The organism is Pseudomonas sp. VA159-2 (assembly GCF_024126635.1).
Lineage (GTDB): Bacteria > Pseudomonadota > Gammaproteobacteria > Pseudomonadales > Pseudomonadaceae > Aquipseudomonas > Aquipseudomonas muyukensis.
The window spans coordinates 22754-41985 of record NZ_JAMYBV010000031.1; the positions used below are offsets into that span (position 1 = coordinate 22754).

Annotated in this window: 17 protein-coding genes; all 17 read left to right on the plus strand. The window is 63.0% G+C overall.

The window, feature by feature from the left end:
• Positions 1 to 146 precede the first annotated feature (146 nt).
• The 17 genes from NJG22_RS21830 (at position 147) to fliE (ending at position 19219) form a co-directional block, all read left to right on the plus strand.
• A complete protein-coding gene (locus NJG22_RS21830; RefSeq protein ID WP_217849043.1) occupies positions 147 to 887 on the plus strand; it encodes a flagellar basal body rod protein FlgF in 741 nt (246 codons plus the stop codon).
• 48 nt (positions 888 to 935) lie between these two features.
• A complete protein-coding gene (gene flgG / locus NJG22_RS21835) occupies positions 936 to 1721 on the plus strand; it encodes a flagellar basal-body rod protein FlgG (RefSeq protein WP_253097691.1) in 786 nt (261 codons plus the stop codon).
• A 79-nt stretch (positions 1722 to 1800) separates the two neighbouring features.
• A complete protein-coding gene (gene flgH, locus NJG22_RS21840) occupies positions 1801 to 2496 on the plus strand; it encodes a flagellar basal body L-ring protein FlgH (protein ID WP_253097692.1) in 696 nt (231 codons plus the stop codon).
• Positions 2497 to 2502: 6 nt separating this feature from the next.
• Positions 2503 to 3618, plus strand: coding sequence for a flagellar basal body P-ring protein FlgI (locus NJG22_RS21845; RefSeq protein WP_253097693.1), 1116 nt, complete (start codon positions 2503 to 2505; stop codon positions 3616 to 3618).
• Between the two features lie 11 nt (positions 3619 to 3629).
• Positions 3630 to 4829, plus strand: coding sequence for a flagellar assembly peptidoglycan hydrolase FlgJ (gene flgJ, locus NJG22_RS21850; RefSeq protein ID WP_253097694.1), 1200 nt, complete (start codon positions 3630 to 3632; stop codon positions 4827 to 4829).
• A 10-nt stretch (positions 4830 to 4839) separates the two neighbouring features.
• The gene (gene flgK / locus NJG22_RS21855; protein WP_253097695.1) at positions 4840 to 6882 is read left to right on the plus strand and encodes a flagellar hook-associated protein FlgK; all 2043 of its coding nucleotides are present in this window, start codon (positions 4840 to 4842) and stop codon (positions 6880 to 6882) included.
• 12 nt (positions 6883 to 6894) lie between these two features.
• A complete protein-coding gene (locus NJG22_RS21860) occupies positions 6895 to 8457 on the plus strand; it encodes a flagellar hook-associated protein 3 (protein WP_253097696.1) in 1563 nt (520 codons plus the stop codon).
• A gap of 283 nt (positions 8458 to 8740) precedes the next feature.
• Complete coding sequence (locus NJG22_RS21865) at positions 8741 to 9670, plus strand: ketoacyl-ACP synthase III (protein WP_217849030.1); 930 nt, start codon at positions 8741 to 8743, stop codon at positions 9668 to 9670.
• 401 nt (positions 9671 to 10071) lie between these two features.
• Entirely contained in the window at positions 10072 to 11526 is a 1455-nt protein-coding gene (locus tag NJG22_RS21870) for a flagellin (RefSeq protein ID WP_253097697.1), read from the plus strand.
• Positions 11527 to 11601: 75 nt separating this feature from the next.
• Positions 11602 to 11952, plus strand: coding sequence for a flagellar protein FlaG (locus tag NJG22_RS21875; protein WP_253097698.1), 351 nt, complete (start codon positions 11602 to 11604; stop codon positions 11950 to 11952).
• 83 nt (positions 11953 to 12035) lie between these two features.
• Positions 12036 to 13424 (plus strand): flagellar filament capping protein FliD, encoded by a 1389-nt coding sequence (gene fliD / locus NJG22_RS21880; RefSeq protein WP_253097699.1) that lies wholly within the window; start codon positions 12036 to 12038, stop codon positions 13422 to 13424.
• 128 nt (positions 13425 to 13552) lie between these two features.
• Positions 13553 to 13954 (plus strand): flagellar export chaperone FliS, encoded by a 402-nt coding sequence (fliS, locus tag NJG22_RS21885; RefSeq protein ID WP_217849025.1) that lies wholly within the window; start codon positions 13553 to 13555, stop codon positions 13952 to 13954.
• 9 nt (positions 13955 to 13963) lie between these two features.
• Positions 13964 to 14260, plus strand: coding sequence for a flagellar protein FliT (locus NJG22_RS21890; protein ID WP_253097700.1), 297 nt, complete (start codon positions 13964 to 13966; stop codon positions 14258 to 14260).
• A 165-nt stretch (positions 14261 to 14425) separates the two neighbouring features.
• Positions 14426 to 15901, plus strand: a complete 1476-nt coding sequence (gene fleQ / locus NJG22_RS21895; RefSeq protein ID WP_217849021.1) for a transcriptional regulator FleQ — start codon at positions 14426 to 14428, stop codon at positions 15899 to 15901.
• Positions 15902 to 16186: 285 nt separating this feature from the next.
• A complete protein-coding gene (locus NJG22_RS21900; RefSeq protein WP_253097701.1) occupies positions 16187 to 17401 on the plus strand; it encodes an ATP-binding protein in 1215 nt (404 codons plus the stop codon).
• Positions 17401 to 18780, plus strand: coding sequence for a sigma-54 dependent transcriptional regulator (locus NJG22_RS21905; protein ID WP_253097702.1), 1380 nt, complete (start codon positions 17401 to 17403; stop codon positions 18778 to 18780). Before NJG22_RS21900 ends, NJG22_RS21905 begins: the two co-directional genes overlap by 1 nt.
• Before the next feature lie 106 nt (positions 18781 to 18886).
• Complete coding sequence (gene fliE / locus NJG22_RS21910) at positions 18887 to 19219, plus strand: flagellar hook-basal body complex protein FliE (RefSeq protein WP_253097703.1); 333 nt, start codon at positions 18887 to 18889, stop codon at positions 19217 to 19219.
• Positions 19220 to 19232 lie beyond the last annotated feature (13 nt).

Genomic DNA, 19232 nt, shown 5'->3' on the forward strand with positions numbered 1-19232 from the left:
CAGCGGCAACGATTCGCCGACAAACTGACGCTTGCGCTGGCGTGTGCCCCTGAAAGCCCCGTGTTAAAGGGCTTTGTCAGTTTGGTTCGATAATTGCTTCATCCTTGCCAACGACAGCGCGGCAAGGTTCGCGTAGAGGAGATGCTGTGGACAAGATGCTTTATGTGGCCATGACCGGCGCCAGCCAGAACGCGTTGGCGCAGAAGGCCCATGCCAACAACCTGGCGAACGTTTCCACCAACGGTTTCCAGCGTGACCTGGAGCAGGCGCGTTCGATGCCGGTGTTCGGCGACAGCTTTCCGGCGCGCGCCTTCGCCATGACCGAGCGTCCGGCCACCGACTTCAGCGAAGGCGCCCTGGTCGAGACCGGCCGTCCGCTGGACGTGGCCGTGGCCGGCAAGGGCTTCATCGCCGTGCAGGCGCCCGATGGCAGCGAAGCCTACGTGCGCACCGGCAGCCTGAACATCGATGCCCTGGGCGTGCTGCGCGCTGGCAACGGCATGCCGGTGATCGGCAATGGCGGCCCGATCGCCATTCCGCCGGAGCAGCAGGTCGAGGTGGGCGACGACGGCACCATCAGCATTCGCGCCATGGGCGAGGATCCGCGGGTGATGGCCGAGGTCGACCGCATCAAGCTGGTCAACCCGGACATCAAGGGCCTGACCAAGGGCCTGGACGGCATGATCCACACCGGCAATGGCCAGCCCGCCGACGCCGACGTCAATGTCCGCGTGGTCTCGGGCTTCCTGGAATCGAGCAACGTCAACGCGGTCGAGGAGATGACCTCGGTGCTGGCGTTGTCCCGTCAGTTCGAACTGCACGTCAAGATGATGAACGCGGCCAAGGAAGGCGATGAAGCCATGGCGCGCGTCTTGCAAATCGGCTAATCACATTTGAACGGGTGCCGAAAAACAGGCGCACGAGGAGAACACTAAATGCTTCCAGCTCTTTGGGTCGCGAAAACCGGCCTGTCCGCCCAGGACACCAACCTGGCGGTCATCTCCAACAACCTGGCGAACGTCTCGACCACCGGCTTCAAGCGCGATCGTGCCGAGTTCCAGGACCTTTTGTACCAGATCAAGCGTCAGCCCGGCGCCCAGTCGACCCAGGACAGCGAACTGCCTTCGGGCCTGCAGGTCGGTACCGGTGTGCGCATCGTCGGCACCCAGAAGAGCTTCATCGCCGGTAGCCTGCAGACCACCGAAAACCCGCTGGACATGGCGGTCAACGGCCGTGGCTTCTTCCAGATCCTGCAGCCGGACGGCACCGTGAGCTTCACCCGTGACGGTACCTTCCACCTGAACTCCGACGGCCAGATCGTCACCGCCAACGGCTTTGCCCTGGAGCCGGCCATCGTCGTGCCGCCTGATGCGCAGACCTTCACCGTCGGCAAGGACGGCACCGTGTCGATCACCACCGTGGGCAACCCGGCGGCGCAGATCATCGGCAACATCCAGACCGCCGACTTCATCAACCCGGCCGGCCTGCAGGCCATCGGCGGCAACCTGTTCCTGGAGACCGCCGCCAGCGGCGCGCCGCAGGTCGGTACCCCGGGCCTGAACGGCTTCGGCACCACCGAGCAGCAGACCCTGGAAGCCTCCAACGTCAGCACCGTCGAAGAGCTGGTGAACATGATCACCACCCAGCGTGCCTACGAGATGAACTCCAAGGTCATCTCCACCGCCGACAAGATGCTGTCGTTCGTCACCCAGCAGCTGTAAGCCCTGGCGGCCCGCCTGGCGCGGGCCGTTGACTCTGCGCTCGTTGTTGCAGCGCCTGTTTCACCGTGAGGTAAGTGTCATGATGCGTTCGTTGTCCGTATTCGCCCTGGGGGGGGTGGTGTTGTTGGCCGGTTGCGTCGCGCCGACGCCCAAGCCCAACGACCCGTACTATGCGCCGGTCCTGCCGCGCACCCCGCTGCCGGCAGCGGCCAACAATGGCTCGATCTACCAGGCCGGTTTCGAGCAGAGCCTGTACACCGATCGCAAGGCGTTCCGGGTCGGCGACATCATCACCATCACCCTCAACGAGCGCACCTCGGCGAGCAAGAACGCCGGCTCGCAGATCCAGAAGAACAGCAAGGCCAACCTTGGCCTGACCTCGCTGTTCGGTACCGTGCCCAACACCAACAACCCGCTGGGCAGCGGCGACCTGAGCCTGGAAGCCGGCTACAGCGGTGACCGCAGCACCAAGGGCGACAGCAAGGCCACCCAGGGCAACACCCTGACCGGCTCGATCACCGTCACCGTGGCCGAGGTGCTGCCCAACGGCATCATCGCCGTGCGCGGCGAGAAGTGGATGACCTTGAACACCGGTGAAGAGCTGGTGCGCATTGCCGGGCTGGTGCGCGCCGACGACATCGCCACCGACAACACCGTGCCGTCCACCCGCGTGGCCGATGCGCGCATCACCTATTCGGGCACCGGCTCGTTCGCCGATGCCAGCCAGCCGGGTTGGCTGGACCGTTTCTTCATCAGCCCGCTCTGGCCTTTCTGAGTACGGATGACCATGTTCAACGCTAGGCGGTTGATTGCCGCGACCCTGCTCCTGTCCTGCGCGTTCGGTGCCCATGCCGAGCGCCTGAAGGATATCGCCAGCATTTCCGGCGTGCGCGCCAACCAGTTGATTGGCTACGGCCTGGTCGTGGGGCTCAACGGCACGGGTGACCAGACCACCCAGACGCCGTTCACCCTGCAGACCTTCAACAACATGCTCTCGCAGTTCGGCATCAAGGTGCCGCCGGGGTCGGGCAACGTGCAGTTGAAGAACGTCGCCGCGGTGTCGGTGCATGCCGACCTGCCGCCGTTCGCCAAGCCTGGGCAGGTGGTCGACATCACCGTGTCGTCCATCGGCAACTCCAAGAGCCTGCGCGGCGGCAGCCTGCTGATGACGCCGCTCAAGGGTATCGACGGCAATGTCTACGCCATCGCCCAGGGCAACCTGGTGGTGGGCGGGTTCGACGCCGAGGGTCGCGACGGCTCGAAGATCACCGTCAACGTCCCGTCGGCCGGGCGGATTCCCGGCGGCGCGTCCGTCGAGCGCGCGGTGCCGAGCGGCTTCAACCAGGGCAACAGCCTGACCCTGAACCTCAATCGCCCGGACTTCACCACCGCCAAGCGCATCGTCGACAAGGTCAACGAGCTGCTCGGCCCGGGTGTCGCCCAGGCGGTCGATGGTGGTTCGGTACGGGTGACCGCACCGATGGATCCGAGCCAGCGTGTCGACTACCTGTCGATCCTGGAGAACCTCGAGATCGATCCGGGCCAGGCAGTGGCCAAAGTCATCATCAACTCGCGCACCGGTACCATCGTCATTGGCCAGAACGTCAAGGTGTCGCCGGCGGCGGTGACCCACGGCAGCCTGACCGTGACCATCACCGAAGACCCGATCGTCAGCCAGCCGGGGCCGTTTTCCAACGGCCAGACCGCGGTGGTGCCGCGCTCGCGGGTGAATGCCGAGCAGGAAGCCAAGCCGATGTTCAAGTTCGGCCCGGGCACCACGTTGGATGAGATCGTCCGTGCGGTGAACCAGGTCGGCGCGGCGCCCAGCGACCTGATGGCGATCCTCGAAGCCCTGAAGCAGGCCGGCGCGTTGCAAGCCGACCTGATCGTGATCTGAGGACGCCTGGGATGAATCCGAAGAGCTTGATTTCCAGCCCGGCCGACAGCGGCGCCTTCACCGACCTCAATCGCCTGAGTTCGCTCAAGCACGGCGATCGCGACAGCGAGGGCAACATCCGCAAGGTGGCCCAGGAGTTCGAGTCCTTGTTCGTCAGCGAGATGCTCAAAGCCTCGCGCAAGGCCAGCGATGTGCTGGCCGACGAAGAAAACCCGATGAACAGCGACACCACCAAGCAGTACCGCGACATGTACGACCAGCAGCTGGCGGTCAGCATGTCCCGCGAGGGTGGTGGTATCGGCCTGCAGGACGTGCTGGTGCGCCAGTTGAGCAAGAACAAGAGTGGTGCGGTCAACAACAGCCCGTTCCCGCGTATCGACGGCCCGGCGCCAGCCTTGTGGGGTGGTGGTCGTGTGGCCCAGCCGGCGCGGGGCGAACAGGTCGCGGCCGGGCGCAACGATGTGGCAGCGCTCAACTCGCGGCGCCTGGCGCTGCCGGGCAAGCTTACCGATCGCCTGCTGGCCGGTATCGTGCCGTCGGCGGCGGGCGCCACTGGCGATGCCGCCTTGCCCCAGCGCAACGGGCCGTCGCTGGCCGGTGTCGCCCGTGGCGACTGGCAGCCGGCGCAGACCTTCGCCGCGCCACGCGAGCGCGAGGGCATGCGTATTCTCGGCCGGGCCGTGGCCCAGCCGCCGCTGGCGCCGAACAAGGCCTTCAGCGACAGCGACGCGTTCGTTGCCACCATGCTGCCGATGGCCGAGCAAGCGGCCAAGCGCATTGGCATCGACCCCCGCTACCTGGTGGCCCAGGCCGCGCTGGAAACCGGTTGGGGCAAGTCGGTGATGCGCAACCCCGATGGCAGCAGCAGCCACAACCTGTTCGGCATCAAGGCCACCGGCAACTGGCAGGGGGGCGAGGCGAGGGCGATCACCAGCGAATTCCGCGGCGGCCAGTTCGTCAAGGAGACGGCGGCGTTCCGTTCCTACGACTCGTACCAGGACAGCTTCCACGACCTGGTCAGCCTGTTGCAGAACAACAGTCGCTATAAAGATGCCGTCGGCTCGGCCGATAAACCGGAACAGTTTGCAAGAGAGCTGCAGAAGGCTGGCTACGCCACCGACCCGGACTATGCCCGCAAGATCATCAGCATTGCCCGGCAACTGCAGCCGACCCAGGAATACGCCATGGCTGGCACTACCACGAATCTATAAGGATTGAACCATGTCTAACCTGATCTCGATCGGGCTGTCGGGCCTGAATGCCAGCCAGACCGCGTTGGCCATCACCGGTAACAACATCGCCAACGCGGCGGTTTCCGGTTATTCGCGGCAGCAAACCATCCAGACCACGGGGCCATCGCACAACATCGGCGCAGGCTTTGTCGGCACAGGCACCACGTTGTCGGATGTGCGTCGCATCTACAACGCCTACCTGGACAACCAGCTGCAGACCGCGACCTCGCTCAATACCGATGCGGCGGCATTCCAGGATCAGATCACGGGTATCGACAAACTGCTGGCCGAAAGCAGCACCGGCATCAGCTCGGTGCTGACCGCCTTTTTCTCGGCCTTGCAGACCGCTTCGGCCAAGCCTAGCGATATCGCCTCCCGGCAGTTGCTGTTGACCCAGGCGCAGACCCTGAGCAACCGGTTCAACTCCATCTCCAGCGAGATGAGCAAGCAGAACAGCAGCATCAACAGCCAGCTCGAGACCCTCTCCGGGCAGGTCAACAAGCTGACCTCGAGCATTGCCGACCTGAACAAGCAGATCACCCAGCTGTCGGCCTCCGGCGCTTCGCCGAACAACCTGCTGGATGCGCGCAGCGAAGCGGTGCGCCAGCTCAACGAGCTGGTTGGCGTCACCGTGCAGGAGCGCGACGGCAACTACGATGTGTACATGGGCAATGGCCAGTCGCTGGTCACCGGCAATCGCGCCAACACCCTGAGCGCCGTGCCAAGCGCCGCCGACAAGAGCCAGTACAGCCTGCAGATCAACTACCCGAACTTCTCCTCGGATGTCACCTCCGTGGCCAGTGGTGGGCAGATCGGCGGCCTGCTGCGCTATCGCAACGACGTGCTCAATCCGTCGATGAACGAGCTGGGGCGTGTCGCCCTGGTGGTGGCCGACAGCATCAACAGCCAGCTGGGGCAGGGCCTGGACGCCAATGGGCAGTTCGGCAGCGCGTTGTTCTCCAGCATCAACAGCGCCGCGGCGATCAGCCAGCGCAGCCTGGCCTCGTCGAACAACAGCGCCGGCTCCGGCAACCTGGACGTGACCATCGCCAACAGCGGTGCGCTGACCACCTACGACTACGAAGTCAAGTTCACTGGCCCCAACCAGTACAGCGTGCGTCGCTCCGACGGCACCGACATGGGCAGCTTCGACCTGACCACCACGCCACCGCCGGTGATCGACGGCTTCACCCTCGCTCTTAACGGCGGTGGCCTGGCGGCCGGCGACAGCTTCAAGGTCAGCCCGGCACGTTCGGCGGCAGGCTCGATCAATACCGTGCTCACCGACGCCAACAAGCTGGCCTTCGCCGGGCCGATCAACGGCGTGGTGGGCAGCGGCAATACCGGCAGCGGCACCATCACCCAGCCGAACCTGGGCGACAAGCTGGATATCTACGGCGGCGCCGATACCGCGCTGATCCAGGATTCGATCAAGCACTCGATGCCGGTGCGCATGGTGTTCCAGGCCGCCAGCGGCGGTACCCAGGGCTATACCCTGTACGACGCCAAGGGCAACTCCATCGGCACCGGCACCATCGTCCCGGGCCAGGACAACAAACTGACCATCAACGTGCCGATGCTTGATGCCACGGGGGCGCCGATCCTCGATGGCAGCGGCAATCCGCGTACCTTCAGCGTCGAGACCACCGTGGGCGGCAGCCCGGCCACCAACGACAGCTTCACCTTCGGTTTCAATGCCGACGGCAAGTCGGACAACCGTAACGCCCAGGCGCTGCTCGGGCTGCAGACCAAGTCCACGGTCGGCCTGAACTCCGGTACCGGTTCCAGCTTCACCTCGTCCTATGCCTCGCTGGTCGAGCGGGTCGGGGCCAAGGCCAACCAGGCCAAAATCGATACCGTCGCGACCAAGGCCGTGCTCGACTCGGCCAAGGAGAGCCGCAACGGGGTTTCCGGTGTCAACCTGGACGATGAGGCGGCCAACCTGATCAAGTTCCAGCACTACTACACCGCATCGTCGCAGATCATCAAGGCGGCGCAAGAAACCTTCAGCATCCTGATCAACGCTTTGTAAGGAGTAGCCATCGTGCGTATTTCCACCGCTCAGTTCTATGAGGCGAGCGCCAGTAGCTACACCAAGAACTTCGCCGACCTGATGAAGAGCAAGACCCAGATCGACAGCGGCGTGCGGATCCAGACCGCCGCCGACGATCCGGTCGGCGCCGCGCGCCTGCTGCTGCTGCAGCAGCAACAGGCGCTGCTCAAGCAGTACGACGGCAACATGACCACGGTGAACAACTCGCTGCTGCAGGAAGAGAGCGTGCTGGCCACCATCAACGACGCCATGCAGCGCGCCAGCGAGCTGGCCCTGCGTGCCGGTGGCGCCGGGGTGACCGATGCCGACCGCGTGTCCATCAGCAGCGAGCTGAAGGAAATCGAAGCCAACATCTTCGGCCTGCTCAATTCACGCGATGCCAACGGCGACTACATGTTCGGCGGTACCAAGACCTCGTCGCCGCCCTATGTGCGCAATGCCGATGGCACCTACAGCTACCAGGGCGACCAGACCCAGCTGAGCCTGCAGGTGTCCGACACCTTGAGCCTGGCCACCAACGACACAGGTTTCAGTATCTTCGATTCGGCCAAGAACAAGAGCCGTACCGAGTCCAGCCTGGTGGCGCCGCCGGTTGACGACGGCAAGGTCGCGCTCTCGCCGGGCCTGCTGACTTCCAACAACAGCTTCAACAGCGGCTTCACCGCGGGCCAGCCCTACAAGATCACCTTCACCAGTGCTACCCAGTACAAGGTGACCGATGCCCTGGGCAATGACATCACCGCCGAGACCCCGACCAACGGCACCTTCGACAGCAAGGCCGAGGGAGGCAACCGCATCGCCCTGCGCGGTGTCGAGTTCGAGGTCACGGTTTCGTTGGAGGAGGGCGAGGACGCCAATGCCATCGTGGCGGGTCGTGAGTTCAGCGTGCAGGCGCGCCCCGACTCGCTGACCACCGTGCGCGGTGCCGGCAACCCGTCCAGCGCCCAGGTCACCAGCAGCGCCGTGACCGACCAGGCGGCGTACCGCAGTACCTTCCCGAGCAACGGTGCGGTGATCAAGTTCACCGGTGCCAACACCTACGAGTTCTACGCCCAGCCCTTGACCGCCGACAGCAAGCCGGTGGCCAGCGGCACCTTCACCGCGCCAGCGTTGACGGTGGCCGGCGTGACCTACCAGGTGTCCGGTGCGCCGCAGGCCGGTGACCAGTTCGCCGTCAATGCCAACAACCACCAGAACCAGAGCGTGCTGGAGACCCTCAGCCAGCTGCGCGCGGCACTGGATGCGCCGCCCGGCACCGCGGGTGACAATATCGCGATCAAGAACGCCGTCGCCTCGGCAGTGGCCAACTTCGCCAGCGCCCGCGAACAGGTCGATATCACCCGAGGCTCGATCGGTGCCCGTGGCAACTCGCTGGATATCCAGCGCCAGGAAAACACCAGTCTGAGCACGGCCAACAAGATCACCCAGGACGCCATCGGCAATACCGACATGGCTGAAGCGTCGATCATGCTGACCTTGCAGCAGGCCATGCTCGAGGCCTCGCAACTGGCGTTCTCGCGGATCTCCCAGCTGAGCCTGTTCAACAAGCTCTGATTGCGCCTGCGCTAAAAAAGCCCCGGCCAGCTTCGTGCTGCTGGGGCTTTTTCGTGTCTGTGACGCGGCGGTGCCGGGCTTTTCGCGATAAATGAGTGTGACCAATGAGTCAAATCGCGCATCTTCCCTGTATCCTATGCGGCAGTAGCTGCAGCATTTTGTTACCGGTGTGCGAGCGACGGCCTGGTTTCGGTCTGTCTCGGGCTGCAGCGGTTTCGACCCGGTATTGGCGCCCTCAATTCATCGAGTGGTGGTCTTTGGCTGTTTTCATTGGGAAGCCAGAATGATTGGCATCAAAAGCATTGCGAGTTATGTGCCTACCGCTGGCCTGGACAACTATGTCCAGGGTGCGAAGTTCGGCAAGGACGAAGCGTTCATGTTCGGCAAGATCGGCGCCTCCTTCCTGCCGCGCAAGGCCGCTGAGCAGGAAACCTCCGACCTGTGCGTCGAAGCCGCGCGGGCACTGTTCGCCAACAATCCCGAGCTCGATCCGCAGGCGATCGACGTGCTGATCGTGGTCACCCAGAACGGTGACGAAGAAGGGCTGCCGCACACCGCGGCGATCGTTCAGGACAAGCTGGGCCTGTCCACCCGGGTGGCGGCGTTCGACGTGTCGCTGGGGTGCTCCGGCTATGTCTACGGTTTGTACGCCATCAAGGGCTTCATGCAGGCGGCGGGGCTGAAGAACGGCCTGCTGATCACCGCCGACCCGTATTCGAAGATCGTCGACCCCGAAGACCGCAACACCACCATGCTGTTCGGTGATGCCGCCACCGCCACCTGGATGGGCGAAAACGCCGTCTGGCAGCTGGGCGAGGCGCGCTTCGGTACCGATGGCTCGGGTGCCGAGCACTTGAAAGTCAGCGATGGCACCTTCTTCATGAACGGTCGCCAGGTGTTCAACTTCGCCCTGGTCAAGGTGCCGGCGCACCTGCATGAGTTGCTCGAGGCCAGTGGCCTGCAGTCGGCGGACATCGACGCGTTCTGCATCCACCAGGGCAGTGCCGCCATCGTCGATGCCGTGGCGCGTCGCTTCGAGGAACAGCACCCGGAGAAGTTCGTCAAGGACATGCTCGAGACCGGCAACACCGTGTCCTCCAGCGTGCCGCTGCTGCTGCAGAAACACATGCTCGACAGCAGTTGGAAGCGCGTGGCCATCAGTGGCTTTGGCGTGGGCTTGTCGTGGGGTTCGGCGATCCTGTATCGGGATTGACCTGTGGCCTGATCAAAAAAACGCCTGGCGCATCCCGCCAGGCGTTTTTTTATGCGTTCGCCTAGTGCGCGAACGTGTAGGCGCCAGCCTTGCTGGCGAACCAGGCGGTGCGGTGTCTGGCACCGGCTGTGCCGGTGTTCGCCGGCAAGCCGGCTCCTACGGCGATTTTGCCAGAAGCCCCTTCCAGCCATGCGCAGGTCGCTTGCCCCAAGCCCGCTGGTCGCCCCGATCTTCCTTAACCCCCTGATTTTGTAGGGGTGGCGGGGTGATGGCATTTTTTTTTTGAAAATGCCCTCAAGCAACCCACGCAGACGACGATAACCATTACGAAGGTTCTCTAGGCCATACCCGGCGGATGCCAGGGCCGGAAGCCGCAGTACCCATCCAACGAGGATTTCGTCATGGCTTTAACTGTAAACACCAACATTGCTTCGGTTACTACTCAGGTTAACCTGAACAAGGCCAGCACCGCACAGACCACTTCGATGCAGCGCCTGTCTTCCGGCCTGCGCATCAACAGCGCCAAAGACGACGCTGCCGGCCTGCAGATCGCCAACCGCCTGACCAGCCAGATCAACGGCCTGGGCCAGGCAGTCAAGAACGCCAACGACGGTATCTCGATCGCCCAGACCGCCGAAGGCGCGATGCAGGCTTCGACCGACATCCTGCAGAAGATGCGTACCCTGGCTCTGTCCTCGGCCACTGGCTCCCTGAGCCCCGACGACCGTAAGTCGAACAACGACGAATACCAGGCTCTGACCGCCGAGCTGAACCGTATTTCCGCTACCACCACCTTCGGTGGCCAGAAGCTGCTGGACGGTTCGTACGGCACCAAGGCCATCCAGGTCGGCGCCAACGCCAACGAAACCATCAACCTGACTCTGGATAACGTTTCGGCTAAGAGCATTGGTTCGCAGCAGCTCAAAACTGGCAATATCGCTATCACTAAAGATGGTCTCGCTGCAGGTGAGTTGGCTGTAACCGGTAATGGTCAAACCAAAACTGTAAACTACGGCCTCGGTGCTTCGGCTAAGGATGTTGCGGCTCAACTGAATGGCGCTATTGGCGGGTTGACCGCTACTGCCAGTACTGAAGTGAAGTTGGATGCGAGTGGTGCGACTGCTGCCGCTCCAGCTAACTTTGATTTGACCGTTGGCGGCTCTACCGTTAGCTTCGTCGGTGTCACTGATAACGCCAGCCTGGCGGATCAGTTGAAGTCGAACGCTGCGAAGTTGGGAATTAGCGTCAACTATGACGAGTCGACCAAGAATCTCGAAATCAAGTCTGATACTGGCGAAAACATCACCTTCGCACCAAAAGCCGGTGCGCCCGGTGTACAAATTGCAGCAAAAAATGGCAGTGGCACTTACGCTACTCTCGCACCTCTGAATGCTGCTGGTGGTGATAACTCGGTTGTGACTGGCCAGATTTCGCTGGACTCGGCCAAAGGCTACTCGATTGCAGATGGTGCTGGTGCAAATGGAGCTGGCAGCACTGTTGCCCTGTTTGGTGGTGCTGCTACTTCGGTTTCCTCGAAAAAAACCAACGTTTCCGATACTGATGTTACAAGCGCGACCAATGCACAGAACGCTGTTGCGGTAATTGACAAGGCCATCGGTTCGATCGACAGCGTCCGTTCGGGCCTGGGTGCTACCCAGAACCGTCTGACCACCACCGTCGACAACCTGCAGAACATCCAGAAGAACTCCACCGCTGCTCGCTCCACCGTGCAGGACGTGGACTTCGCTTCGGAAACTGCAGAGCTGACCAAGCAGCAGACCCTGCAGCAGGCTTCGACTGCGATCCTGTCGCAGGCTAACCAGCTGCCTTCCTCGGTCCTGAAACTGCTTCAGTAATTCAGGCGCCTGAGTAAGAGGTGGGAGGGCGCGTTTACGTGCCCTTTCGCCTTTTTGACATGAGGAGTTCGAAGCATGGACATGAGTGTCAAGCTGAGCCAGGTGTATCCTGCGGTGCCGCCCCAGCCGGTGACTGCTGTAAAGGAGCCACTGGCGCCTGCCAAAGTGCAGGAGGCAGCGGCCGCGGCCGACAAGCCGCATACCCGCGAGGACCTGGAGAAGGCGGTTGGCGAAATTCGTGATTTCGTTCAGTCGAGCCAGCGCAAGCTGGATTTTTCCATTGATGATTCCACCGGCCGGGTCGTGGTCAAGGTGATCGCCACCGAATCGGGTGACGTGATCCGCCAACTCCCGTCGGAAACCGCGCTGAAGCTGGCACAAAGCCTCAGCGAAGCTGGCAGCCTGCTGTTCGACGGCAAGGCATAGGCTGGCATGATTTTTGTTGCTGTCGATCTTTTGAGGGATTTTTCCGCCAAGGATCCGGCAGCCACCGTACAAGGAGAGCAATGATGGCAGGTTCAACAATCAGCGGTATCGGTTCGGGCATCGATACCCAGGCGATTGTGAAGTCCCTGGTGGACGCGCAAAAGGCGCCGAAGCAGGCACAGATCAATACCCAGACACTGAAGGCAACCACCACATTGTCCTCGATCGGCAAGATCCAGGCCGCCCTGGATGCCTTCCGTGGCGCGTTGACCAGCATGACCAACGACAACAGCTTCGGTGGTCTGGCGCTGAAGTCTTCGGACGAGAAGGTTGCCACCATCACCGCGGGTGCGGGCGCGGCCAATGGCTCGTTCAGCCTGCAGGTAGAGCAGCTGGCCTCGGCGTCCAAGGTGTCCACCAAGGTTTACGCCGGTGGCGCGAACAGCGTGGTCAATCCCGGGACCACCGCCACCAAGCTGACGATCACCCAGAATGGCAAGGATCACGACGTCAGCATCCCGCCGGGTGCCACGTTGCAACAGGTGCGCGAGGCGATCAACAGCCAGTTCGGGACTGCCGGCCTGAGTGCCAACGTGTTGACCGATGCCTCGGGTTCGCGCCTGGTGATTACTTCCAACAAGATGGGGGTGGGTTCCGATATCACCCTGTCTGGGAACTCCGGTCTTGATACTGGCTACACCGTGGTGGATGAACCCAAGAATGCCAAGTACATGCTCGATGGCATCTCCATGGAGTCCAAGAGCAACGATATCAGCGATGCGGTGAGCGGGCTGAATATCAAGCTGGTCGGCGTTTCTGCCCAGGACAAGGACACCAAAGCGTTCCTCAAAACTACGCTGTCGCTGACCACCAGCAGCACCGCGTTGAAGTCCGGCCTGAAAGGGTTCATCGACAGCTATAACGCCTTGATGAGGGTCATCAATGCGGAAACCCGCGTGACCAAGAACGCCGATGGCACCATGACGCCGGCAGCGCTGACCGGTGATGCCTCGATGCGCGCCTTGATGTCCTCGATCCGCGAAGAAATGAACGCGCTGTCCGGCAATGGCACCATGAAGTCGCTGGCCGCGTTCGGCGTTACCTCGTCCCAGGACGGTGGCCTGCTGAGCCTGGACGACAAGAAGTGGGATAAGGCCGCGGCCACCAACGCCGCCGACCTGACCAGCATCTTCAATGGCAAGGATGGCATGCTCGCGCGTCTGCAGAAGGTCACCGAGCCTTATGCCAAGGCCAGCACCGGTACCCTCGCTGAGCGTTCTAAAACGCTGTCCGAGAGCCTGACCAAGCTCAAGACCGAGCAGGACACCCTCGATACACGTATGGAAGCCCTGCGGGTCAGCTTGCAGGACAAGTACAACAACATGGATAGCCTGGTCTCGCAGTTGCGCCAGCAGCAGCAGAACGTTCTGGGTACGCTGAATGCGCTGAACAACGCCAAGAACGACAAATAATCCGTGAACGTCGCATGAAGTCCGGGCATGATGCCCGGCTTCATGTCATCGGCTGGTAAAGTTTTTCGCCGCCGGCCCGATACAGGGACTATCGAACCTACCGTTTTTGCCCGTCACGAGGTCGCAAGATGAATCCCATGAGAGCCCTTCGTCAGTACCAGAAGGTCAATTCCCATGCCCAGATTTCCGAAGCAACGCCCCATCGCCTGGTGCAGATGCTGATGGAGGGTGGGCTTGATCGCATGGCCCAGGCCAAAGGTGCGCTGGCCCGTGGCGACATTGCTGAAAAAGGCCTGATGCTGGGCAAGGCGATCGACATCATCATCGGTTTGAACGATGGCCTCGATGCGCAGAAAAGCCATGATCCGGCCTACATCGAGCAGCTGTCGAGCCTGTACGCCTACATGACCAATCGCCTGATGCAGGCTAACATCGACAACGACCCGGCGATCATCGACGAGGTCGCGCAACTGCTGATCACCGTCAAGAGCGGCTGGGATGCGATTGCCGATGCACAGCCGGTCGGCTGAGGAGGCAGGATGAGCAGCGAGCTGCAACGTTTCGAAGCAACCCAGGACGCCTTGCGCGATGCCTTGGCCGCGCGTGACTGGGAAGCCATCCGCACGCTCGACGAGAACTGCCGCACCTGCATCGATGACATGCTCAGTGCGCCGAGCCTCGACGAAGCGCTGGTCAAGGAACGGCTGGAAGGCTTGCTGGAGGTCTATCGCGACCTGCTCGACGCCACGATCGGTGAACGCCAGGCGATCGCCGATGAGATGACCCAGATCAAGCAAGCAAAGAATGCTTCGAAGGTTTACCATTTATTCAGTTAAGATGCAGCGAACTGAGTAAGAGGCGCCATAAATTTGACTGTTACAGTCTTTTTGACTTTACTAGTGGCTGTTTTCGAAATTCAGACGTCCGAACACTGACCATTCAGTCGGAATGATGTCGTGCACGCCTTCGGGCGCCGATATGACTAGGGAAGTTGCTATTGCATGTGGCGTGAAACCAAGATTCTCCTGATCGATGACGACAGCGAACGCCGCCGCGATCTGGCGGTGGTCCTGAATTTTCTCGGCGAAGAAAACCTTTCTTGCTCCAGCCAGGACTGGCAGCAGGTGGTCGAAGGTTTGTCTTCCAGCCGTGAAGTGCTGTGTGTCCTGATCGGGACCGTAAATGCGCCAGCCAGCGTGCTGGGGCTCCTTAAGACAGTGGCGGGGTGGGATGAGTTCCTTCCGGTGCTGCTTTTGGGTGAAATTTCTTCTGCGGAGTTCCCCGAGGACCTGCGCCGTCGCGTGCTCTCCAACCTGGAGATGCCGCCCAGCTATAGCCAGCTGCTCGATTCGCTGCACCGTGCCCAGGTCTATCGCGAGATGTACGACCAGGCCCGCGAGCGCGGTCGCCAGCGCGAGCCTAATCTGTTCCGCAGCCTGGTCGGCACCAGCCGTGCCATCCAGCATGTGCGGCAGATGATGCAGCAGGTGGCCGACACCGACGCCAGCGTGTTGATTCTCGGCGAGTCCGGTACCGGCAAGGAGGTGGTGGCGCGCAACCTGCACTACCACTCCAAGCGTCGCGAAGCGCCGTTCGTGCCGGTCAACTGCGGGGCGATCCCGGCGGAGCTGCTCGAGAGCGAGCTGTTCGGTCACGAGAAGGGCGCCTTCACCGGGGCGATCACCAGCCGCGCCGGGCGTTTCGAGCTGGCCAACGGCGGTACCCTGTTCCTCGACGAGATCGGCGACATGCCGCTGCCGATGCAGGTCAAGCTGCTGCGGGTGTTGCAGGAGCGTACTTTCGAGCGCGTGGGCAGCAACAAGACCCAGAGCATCGACGTGCGCATCATCGCCGCGACGCACAAGAACCTCGAGACCATGATCGAGGACGGCACCTTCCGCGAAGATTTGTATTACCGGCTGAACGTGTTCCCCATCGAGATGGCGCCGCTGCGCGAGCGCGTGGAAGACATCCCGCTGCTGATGAACGAGCTGATCTCGCGCATGGAGCACGAGAAGCGTGGGTCGATCCGCTTCAACTCTGCCTCGATCATGTCGCTGTGCCGTCACGGCTGGCCGGGCAATGTGCGCGAGCTGGCCAACCTGGTGGAGCGCATGGCGATCATGCATCCCTACGGGGTTATCGGGGTTGCCGAGCTGCCGAAGAAGTTTCGTTATGTCGACGACGAGGACGAGCAGCTGGTCGACAGCCTGCGTTCCGACCTCGAGGAGCGCGTGGCGATCAACGGGCATGCGCCGAACTTCGCCAACCATGCGATGCTGCCGCCCGAAGGGCTGGACCTCAAGGACTACCTTGGCAGCCTGGAGCAGGGCTTGATCCAGCAGGCGCTGGATGATGCCAACGGCATCGTTGCGCGCGCCGCCGAGCGCTTGCGCATCCGTCGCACCACGCTGGTGGAGAAGATGCGCAAGTACGGCATGAGCCGCCAGGGTGGCGAGGAGCAGGCCGACGAGTGATGGGCTGCCGACTGCGCAGGTTTGCGCGTACCTGGTAGGAGCGGCCTTGTGTCGCGAAAAGCTCGCGCAGCGGCCCCGGCGGCATCGGCTCGGCGCTGTAATCAGGGGTCACTGCGCGGCCCCTGGGTTACTCGCACAGAAACCAGGCCGGCTCAAGCCCATGCCCCTTGAGCCTGATCAACAACCCGCCCGACAACTTTGCTTTATCCCCATCTCCGGCACGGCTATTGCTACATCGCAGGCAACATACCGTTTTTATGACGGTCAGCCATGCGAGAGAGCACGATGCCCCAGGCCGCCCACCGTTCCCCAGCCCCCGATCCGCGCGGGCATACCCCGCTCGAGCAGGAAAGCCGGCAGGGGCTTGAGCAGGCGTTCGCCCTGTTCGATCAGGTTTCCAGCCAGCTGAGCCAGTCCTACAACCTGCTCGAGGCCCGGGTCAGTGAGCTCAAGGGCGAGCTGGCGGTGGTCAGCGGCCAGCGCATGGCCGAGCTGGATGAGAAGGAGCGCCTGGCCAATCGCCTGCAGAACCTGCTCGACCTGCTGCCTGGCGGGGTGATCGTGATCGATGGCGATGGCTATGTGCGCGAGGCCAACCCGGCGGCCTGCGAGTTGCTCGGCGAGCCGTTGCTCGGCGTGCTCTGGCGGCAGGTGATCGCCCGCAGCTTCGCGCCGCGCGAGGACGATGGCCACGAGGTTTCCCTGCGCGACGGGCGCCGCCTGTCGATCGCCACGCGCTCGCTGGATGCCGAGCCCGGCCAGTTGGTGCTGCTCAACGACCTGACCGAAACCCGTCGCCTGCAAGACCAGCTGGCGCGCCATCAGCGCCTGTCGTCGCTGGGGCGCATGGTGGCTTCGCTGGCCCACCAGATCCGCACGCCGCTGTCGGCCGCGATGCTCTACGCCAGCCACCTGGCTGACCCGGCGCAGGAGCTGCCGGGGGAAACCCGCCAGCGCTTCGCCGGCAACCTCAAGGAGCGCCTGCACGAGCTCGAGCACCAGGTGCGCGACATGCTGGTGTTCGCCCGCGGCGAGCTGCCGCTCAATGACCGGATCAGCCCCAAGGCATTGTTCCAGGCCTTGCAGCAGGCGGCGCAAGCCCATGTCCAGGGGCATGCGGTGCGTTGGCAGTGCGATACCCACCTGGGTGAGCTGCTGTGCAATCGCGATACCTTGGTCGGCGCCATGCTCAACCTCATCGAGAATGCCTTGCAGGCCAGCGCCGAGCCGGCGCGGCTGAAGGTGCACCTGATGCGCCGCGAGAGCGCCTTGCACCTGTGTGTCAGCGATGCCGGCAGCGGTATCGATGCGCAGTTGCTGGAGCGTCTGGGCGAGCCCTTCCTGACCACCAAGGCCACCGGCACCGGCTTGGGCCTGGCGGTGGTCCAGGCCGTGGTCCGCGCCCATCGCGGCGAGTTGCGCCTGCGTTCGAAGCTTGGCCGCGGTACCTGTGTGACGGTGGTGCTGCCGTTGTTCGAGGCGCGTGAGGAGAGGGGGTGATGAGTATCAAGGTACTGCTGGTCGAGGATGATCGCGTGTTGCGTCAGGCCCTGGCCGATACCCTGGAGATCGGCGGGTTCGCCCACCGTGCCGTCGGCAGCGCCGAAGAGGCCTTGCGGGTGGTGGGTGAAGAGGCCTTCGCCCTGGTGGTCAGCGATGTCAACATGCCGGGCATGGACGGCCATCAGTTGCTGGCGCAATTGCGCCGCCAGCAGCCGCAGTTGCCGGTGTTGCTGATGACTGCCCATGCCGCGGTGGAGCGGGCGGTCGATGCCATGCGCCAAGGCGCCGCCGATTACCTGGTCAAGCCATTCGAGCCCAAGGCCCTGCTCAGCCTGGTGGCGCGGCATGCCGTGGGCGCTGCCGAAGAGGAGGGGCCGGTGGCCTGCGAGCCGGCCAGTCGGCAATTGCTGGAGCTGGCCGTGCGCGTTGCGCGCAGCGATTCCACGGTGCTGATTTCCGGTGAGTCGGGCACGGGCAAGGAAGTGCTCGCCCGCTATATCCACCAGCAGTCGCCGCGCGCGGGCCAGGCCTTCGTCGCGATCAATTGCGCGGCGATCCCCGACAACATGCTCGAGGCCACACTGTTCGGCCACGAGAAGGGCGCGTTCACCGGCGCCATCGCTGCCCAGGCGGGCAAGTTCGAGCAGGCCGATGGCGGCACCTTGCTGCTGGACGAGATTTCCGAAATGCCGCTGGGCTTGCAGGCCAAGCTGCTGCGTGTGTTGCAGGAGCGCGAGGTCGAGCGGGTTGGTGGGCGCAAGCCGATCGTGCTGGATATCCGGGTGCTGGCCACCACCAACCGCGACCTGGCCGCAGAGGTCGCGGCTGGGCGTTTCCGTGAAGACCTCTACTATCGCCTGTCGGTGTTCCCCATGGCCTGGCGGGCATTGCGCGAGCGGCCTGCCGATATCCTGCCGTTGGCCGAGCGCCTGCTGGCCCGGCATGTGGCGAAGATGCGCCATGCCCGGGTAACGCTGTCTGCCGATGCGCGTGCCTGCCTGCAAGCCTACGCCTGGCCGGGCAACGTGCGTGAACTGGACAACGCCCTGCAGCGGGCGTTGATCCTGCAGCAGGGCGGCGTCATAGAGGCGGCGGATTTCTGTCTGGCTGGCGCCATTCCATTGTCGTCGCCGAAAGTGGCTACTATTTCGCCATTATGTGTCGATATGGCTGCCGGGTCGGGGGCTGAGGTGGGCGGCTTGGGGGACGACATGCGTCGTCACGAGTTCCAGATGATCATCGACACCCTGCGCGCCGAACGCGGGCGCCGCAAGGAAGCTGCCGAGCGCCTGGGGATCAGCCCGCGCACGCTGCGTTACAAGCTGGCGCAGATGCGTGACGCTGGCTTCGATGTCGAGGCCAGCCTGTTCGGCTGAAGCACTGTTTTGAATAGTCCCAGGGCTGGCTGGCACTCCTCTTGCTAGTTCCAGCTCATTCGCTGCATGAGTGTCAAAAAAATGCGGCCGCCGGAGAGAGAAGTCCATGACCCAAGGTGTTGAATTCAATCGTCTGATGTTGGACATGCGTGCCATGCAGGCCGATGCCATGTCCCTGCCCAAGGCCGCTGTCGCGCCCGAGCTGGCGCCAGGGCAGAGCAGCTTTGCCGACATGCTCGGCCAGGCCATTGGCAAGGTGCATGAGACGCAGCAGGCGTCCACCCAGCTGGCCAACGCCTTCGAGATCGGCAAGAGCGGGGTCGACCTGACCGACGTGATGATCGCCTCGCAGAAAGCCTCCGTGTCGTTCCAGGCCCTGACTCAGGTGCGCAACAAGCTGGTACAGGCGTACCAGGACATCATGCAGATGCCGGTATAAGGGCGAGAGTGAG

Bases quoted from the DNA above. Each gene is read 5' to 3' on its own strand.
- fliS (WP_217849025.1), top strand. From the start codon at position 13,553: ATGAATCCCATGAGAGCCCTTCGTCAGTACCAGAAGGTCAATTCCCAT.
- NJG22_RS21890 (WP_253097700.1), top strand. From the start codon at position 13,964: ATGAGCAGCGAGCTGCAACGTTTCGAAGCAACCCAGGACGCCTTGCGC.
- NJG22_RS21865 (WP_217849030.1), top strand. From the start codon at position 8,741: ATGATTGGCATCAAAAGCATTGCGAGTTATGTGCCTACCGCTGGCCTG.
- flgJ (WP_253097694.1), top strand. From the start codon at position 3,630: ATGAATCCGAAGAGCTTGATTTCCAGCCCGGCCGACAGCGGCGCCTTC.
- NJG22_RS21905 (WP_253097702.1), top strand. From the start codon at position 17,401: ATGAGTATCAAGGTACTGCTGGTCGAGGATGATCGCGTGTTGCGTCAG.
- NJG22_RS21875 (WP_253097698.1), top strand. From the start codon at position 11,602: ATGGACATGAGTGTCAAGCTGAGCCAGGTGTATCCTGCGGTGCCGCCC.
- fleQ (WP_217849021.1), top strand. From the start codon at position 14,426: ATGTGGCGTGAAACCAAGATTCTCCTGATCGATGACGACAGCGAACGC.
- flgH (WP_253097692.1), top strand. From the start codon at position 1,801: ATGATGCGTTCGTTGTCCGTATTCGCCCTGGGGGGGGTGGTGTTGTTG.
- fliD (WP_253097699.1), top strand. From the start codon at position 12,036: ATGGCAGGTTCAACAATCAGCGGTATCGGTTCGGGCATCGATACCCAG.
- NJG22_RS21870 (WP_253097697.1), top strand. From the start codon at position 10,072: ATGGCTTTAACTGTAAACACCAACATTGCTTCGGTTACTACTCAGGTT.
- NJG22_RS21900 (WP_253097701.1), top strand. From the start codon at position 16,187: ATGCCCCAGGCCGCCCACCGTTCCCCAGCCCCCGATCCGCGCGGGCAT.
- fliE (WP_253097703.1), top strand. From the start codon at position 18,887: ATGACCCAAGGTGTTGAATTCAATCGTCTGATGTTGGACATGCGTGCC.
- flgK (WP_253097695.1), top strand. From the start codon at position 4,840: ATGTCTAACCTGATCTCGATCGGGCTGTCGGGCCTGAATGCCAGCCAG.
- flgG (WP_253097691.1), top strand. From the start codon at position 936: ATGCTTCCAGCTCTTTGGGTCGCGAAAACCGGCCTGTCCGCCCAGGAC.
- NJG22_RS21845 (WP_253097693.1), top strand. From the start codon at position 2,503: ATGACCATGTTCAACGCTAGGCGGTTGATTGCCGCGACCCTGCTCCTG.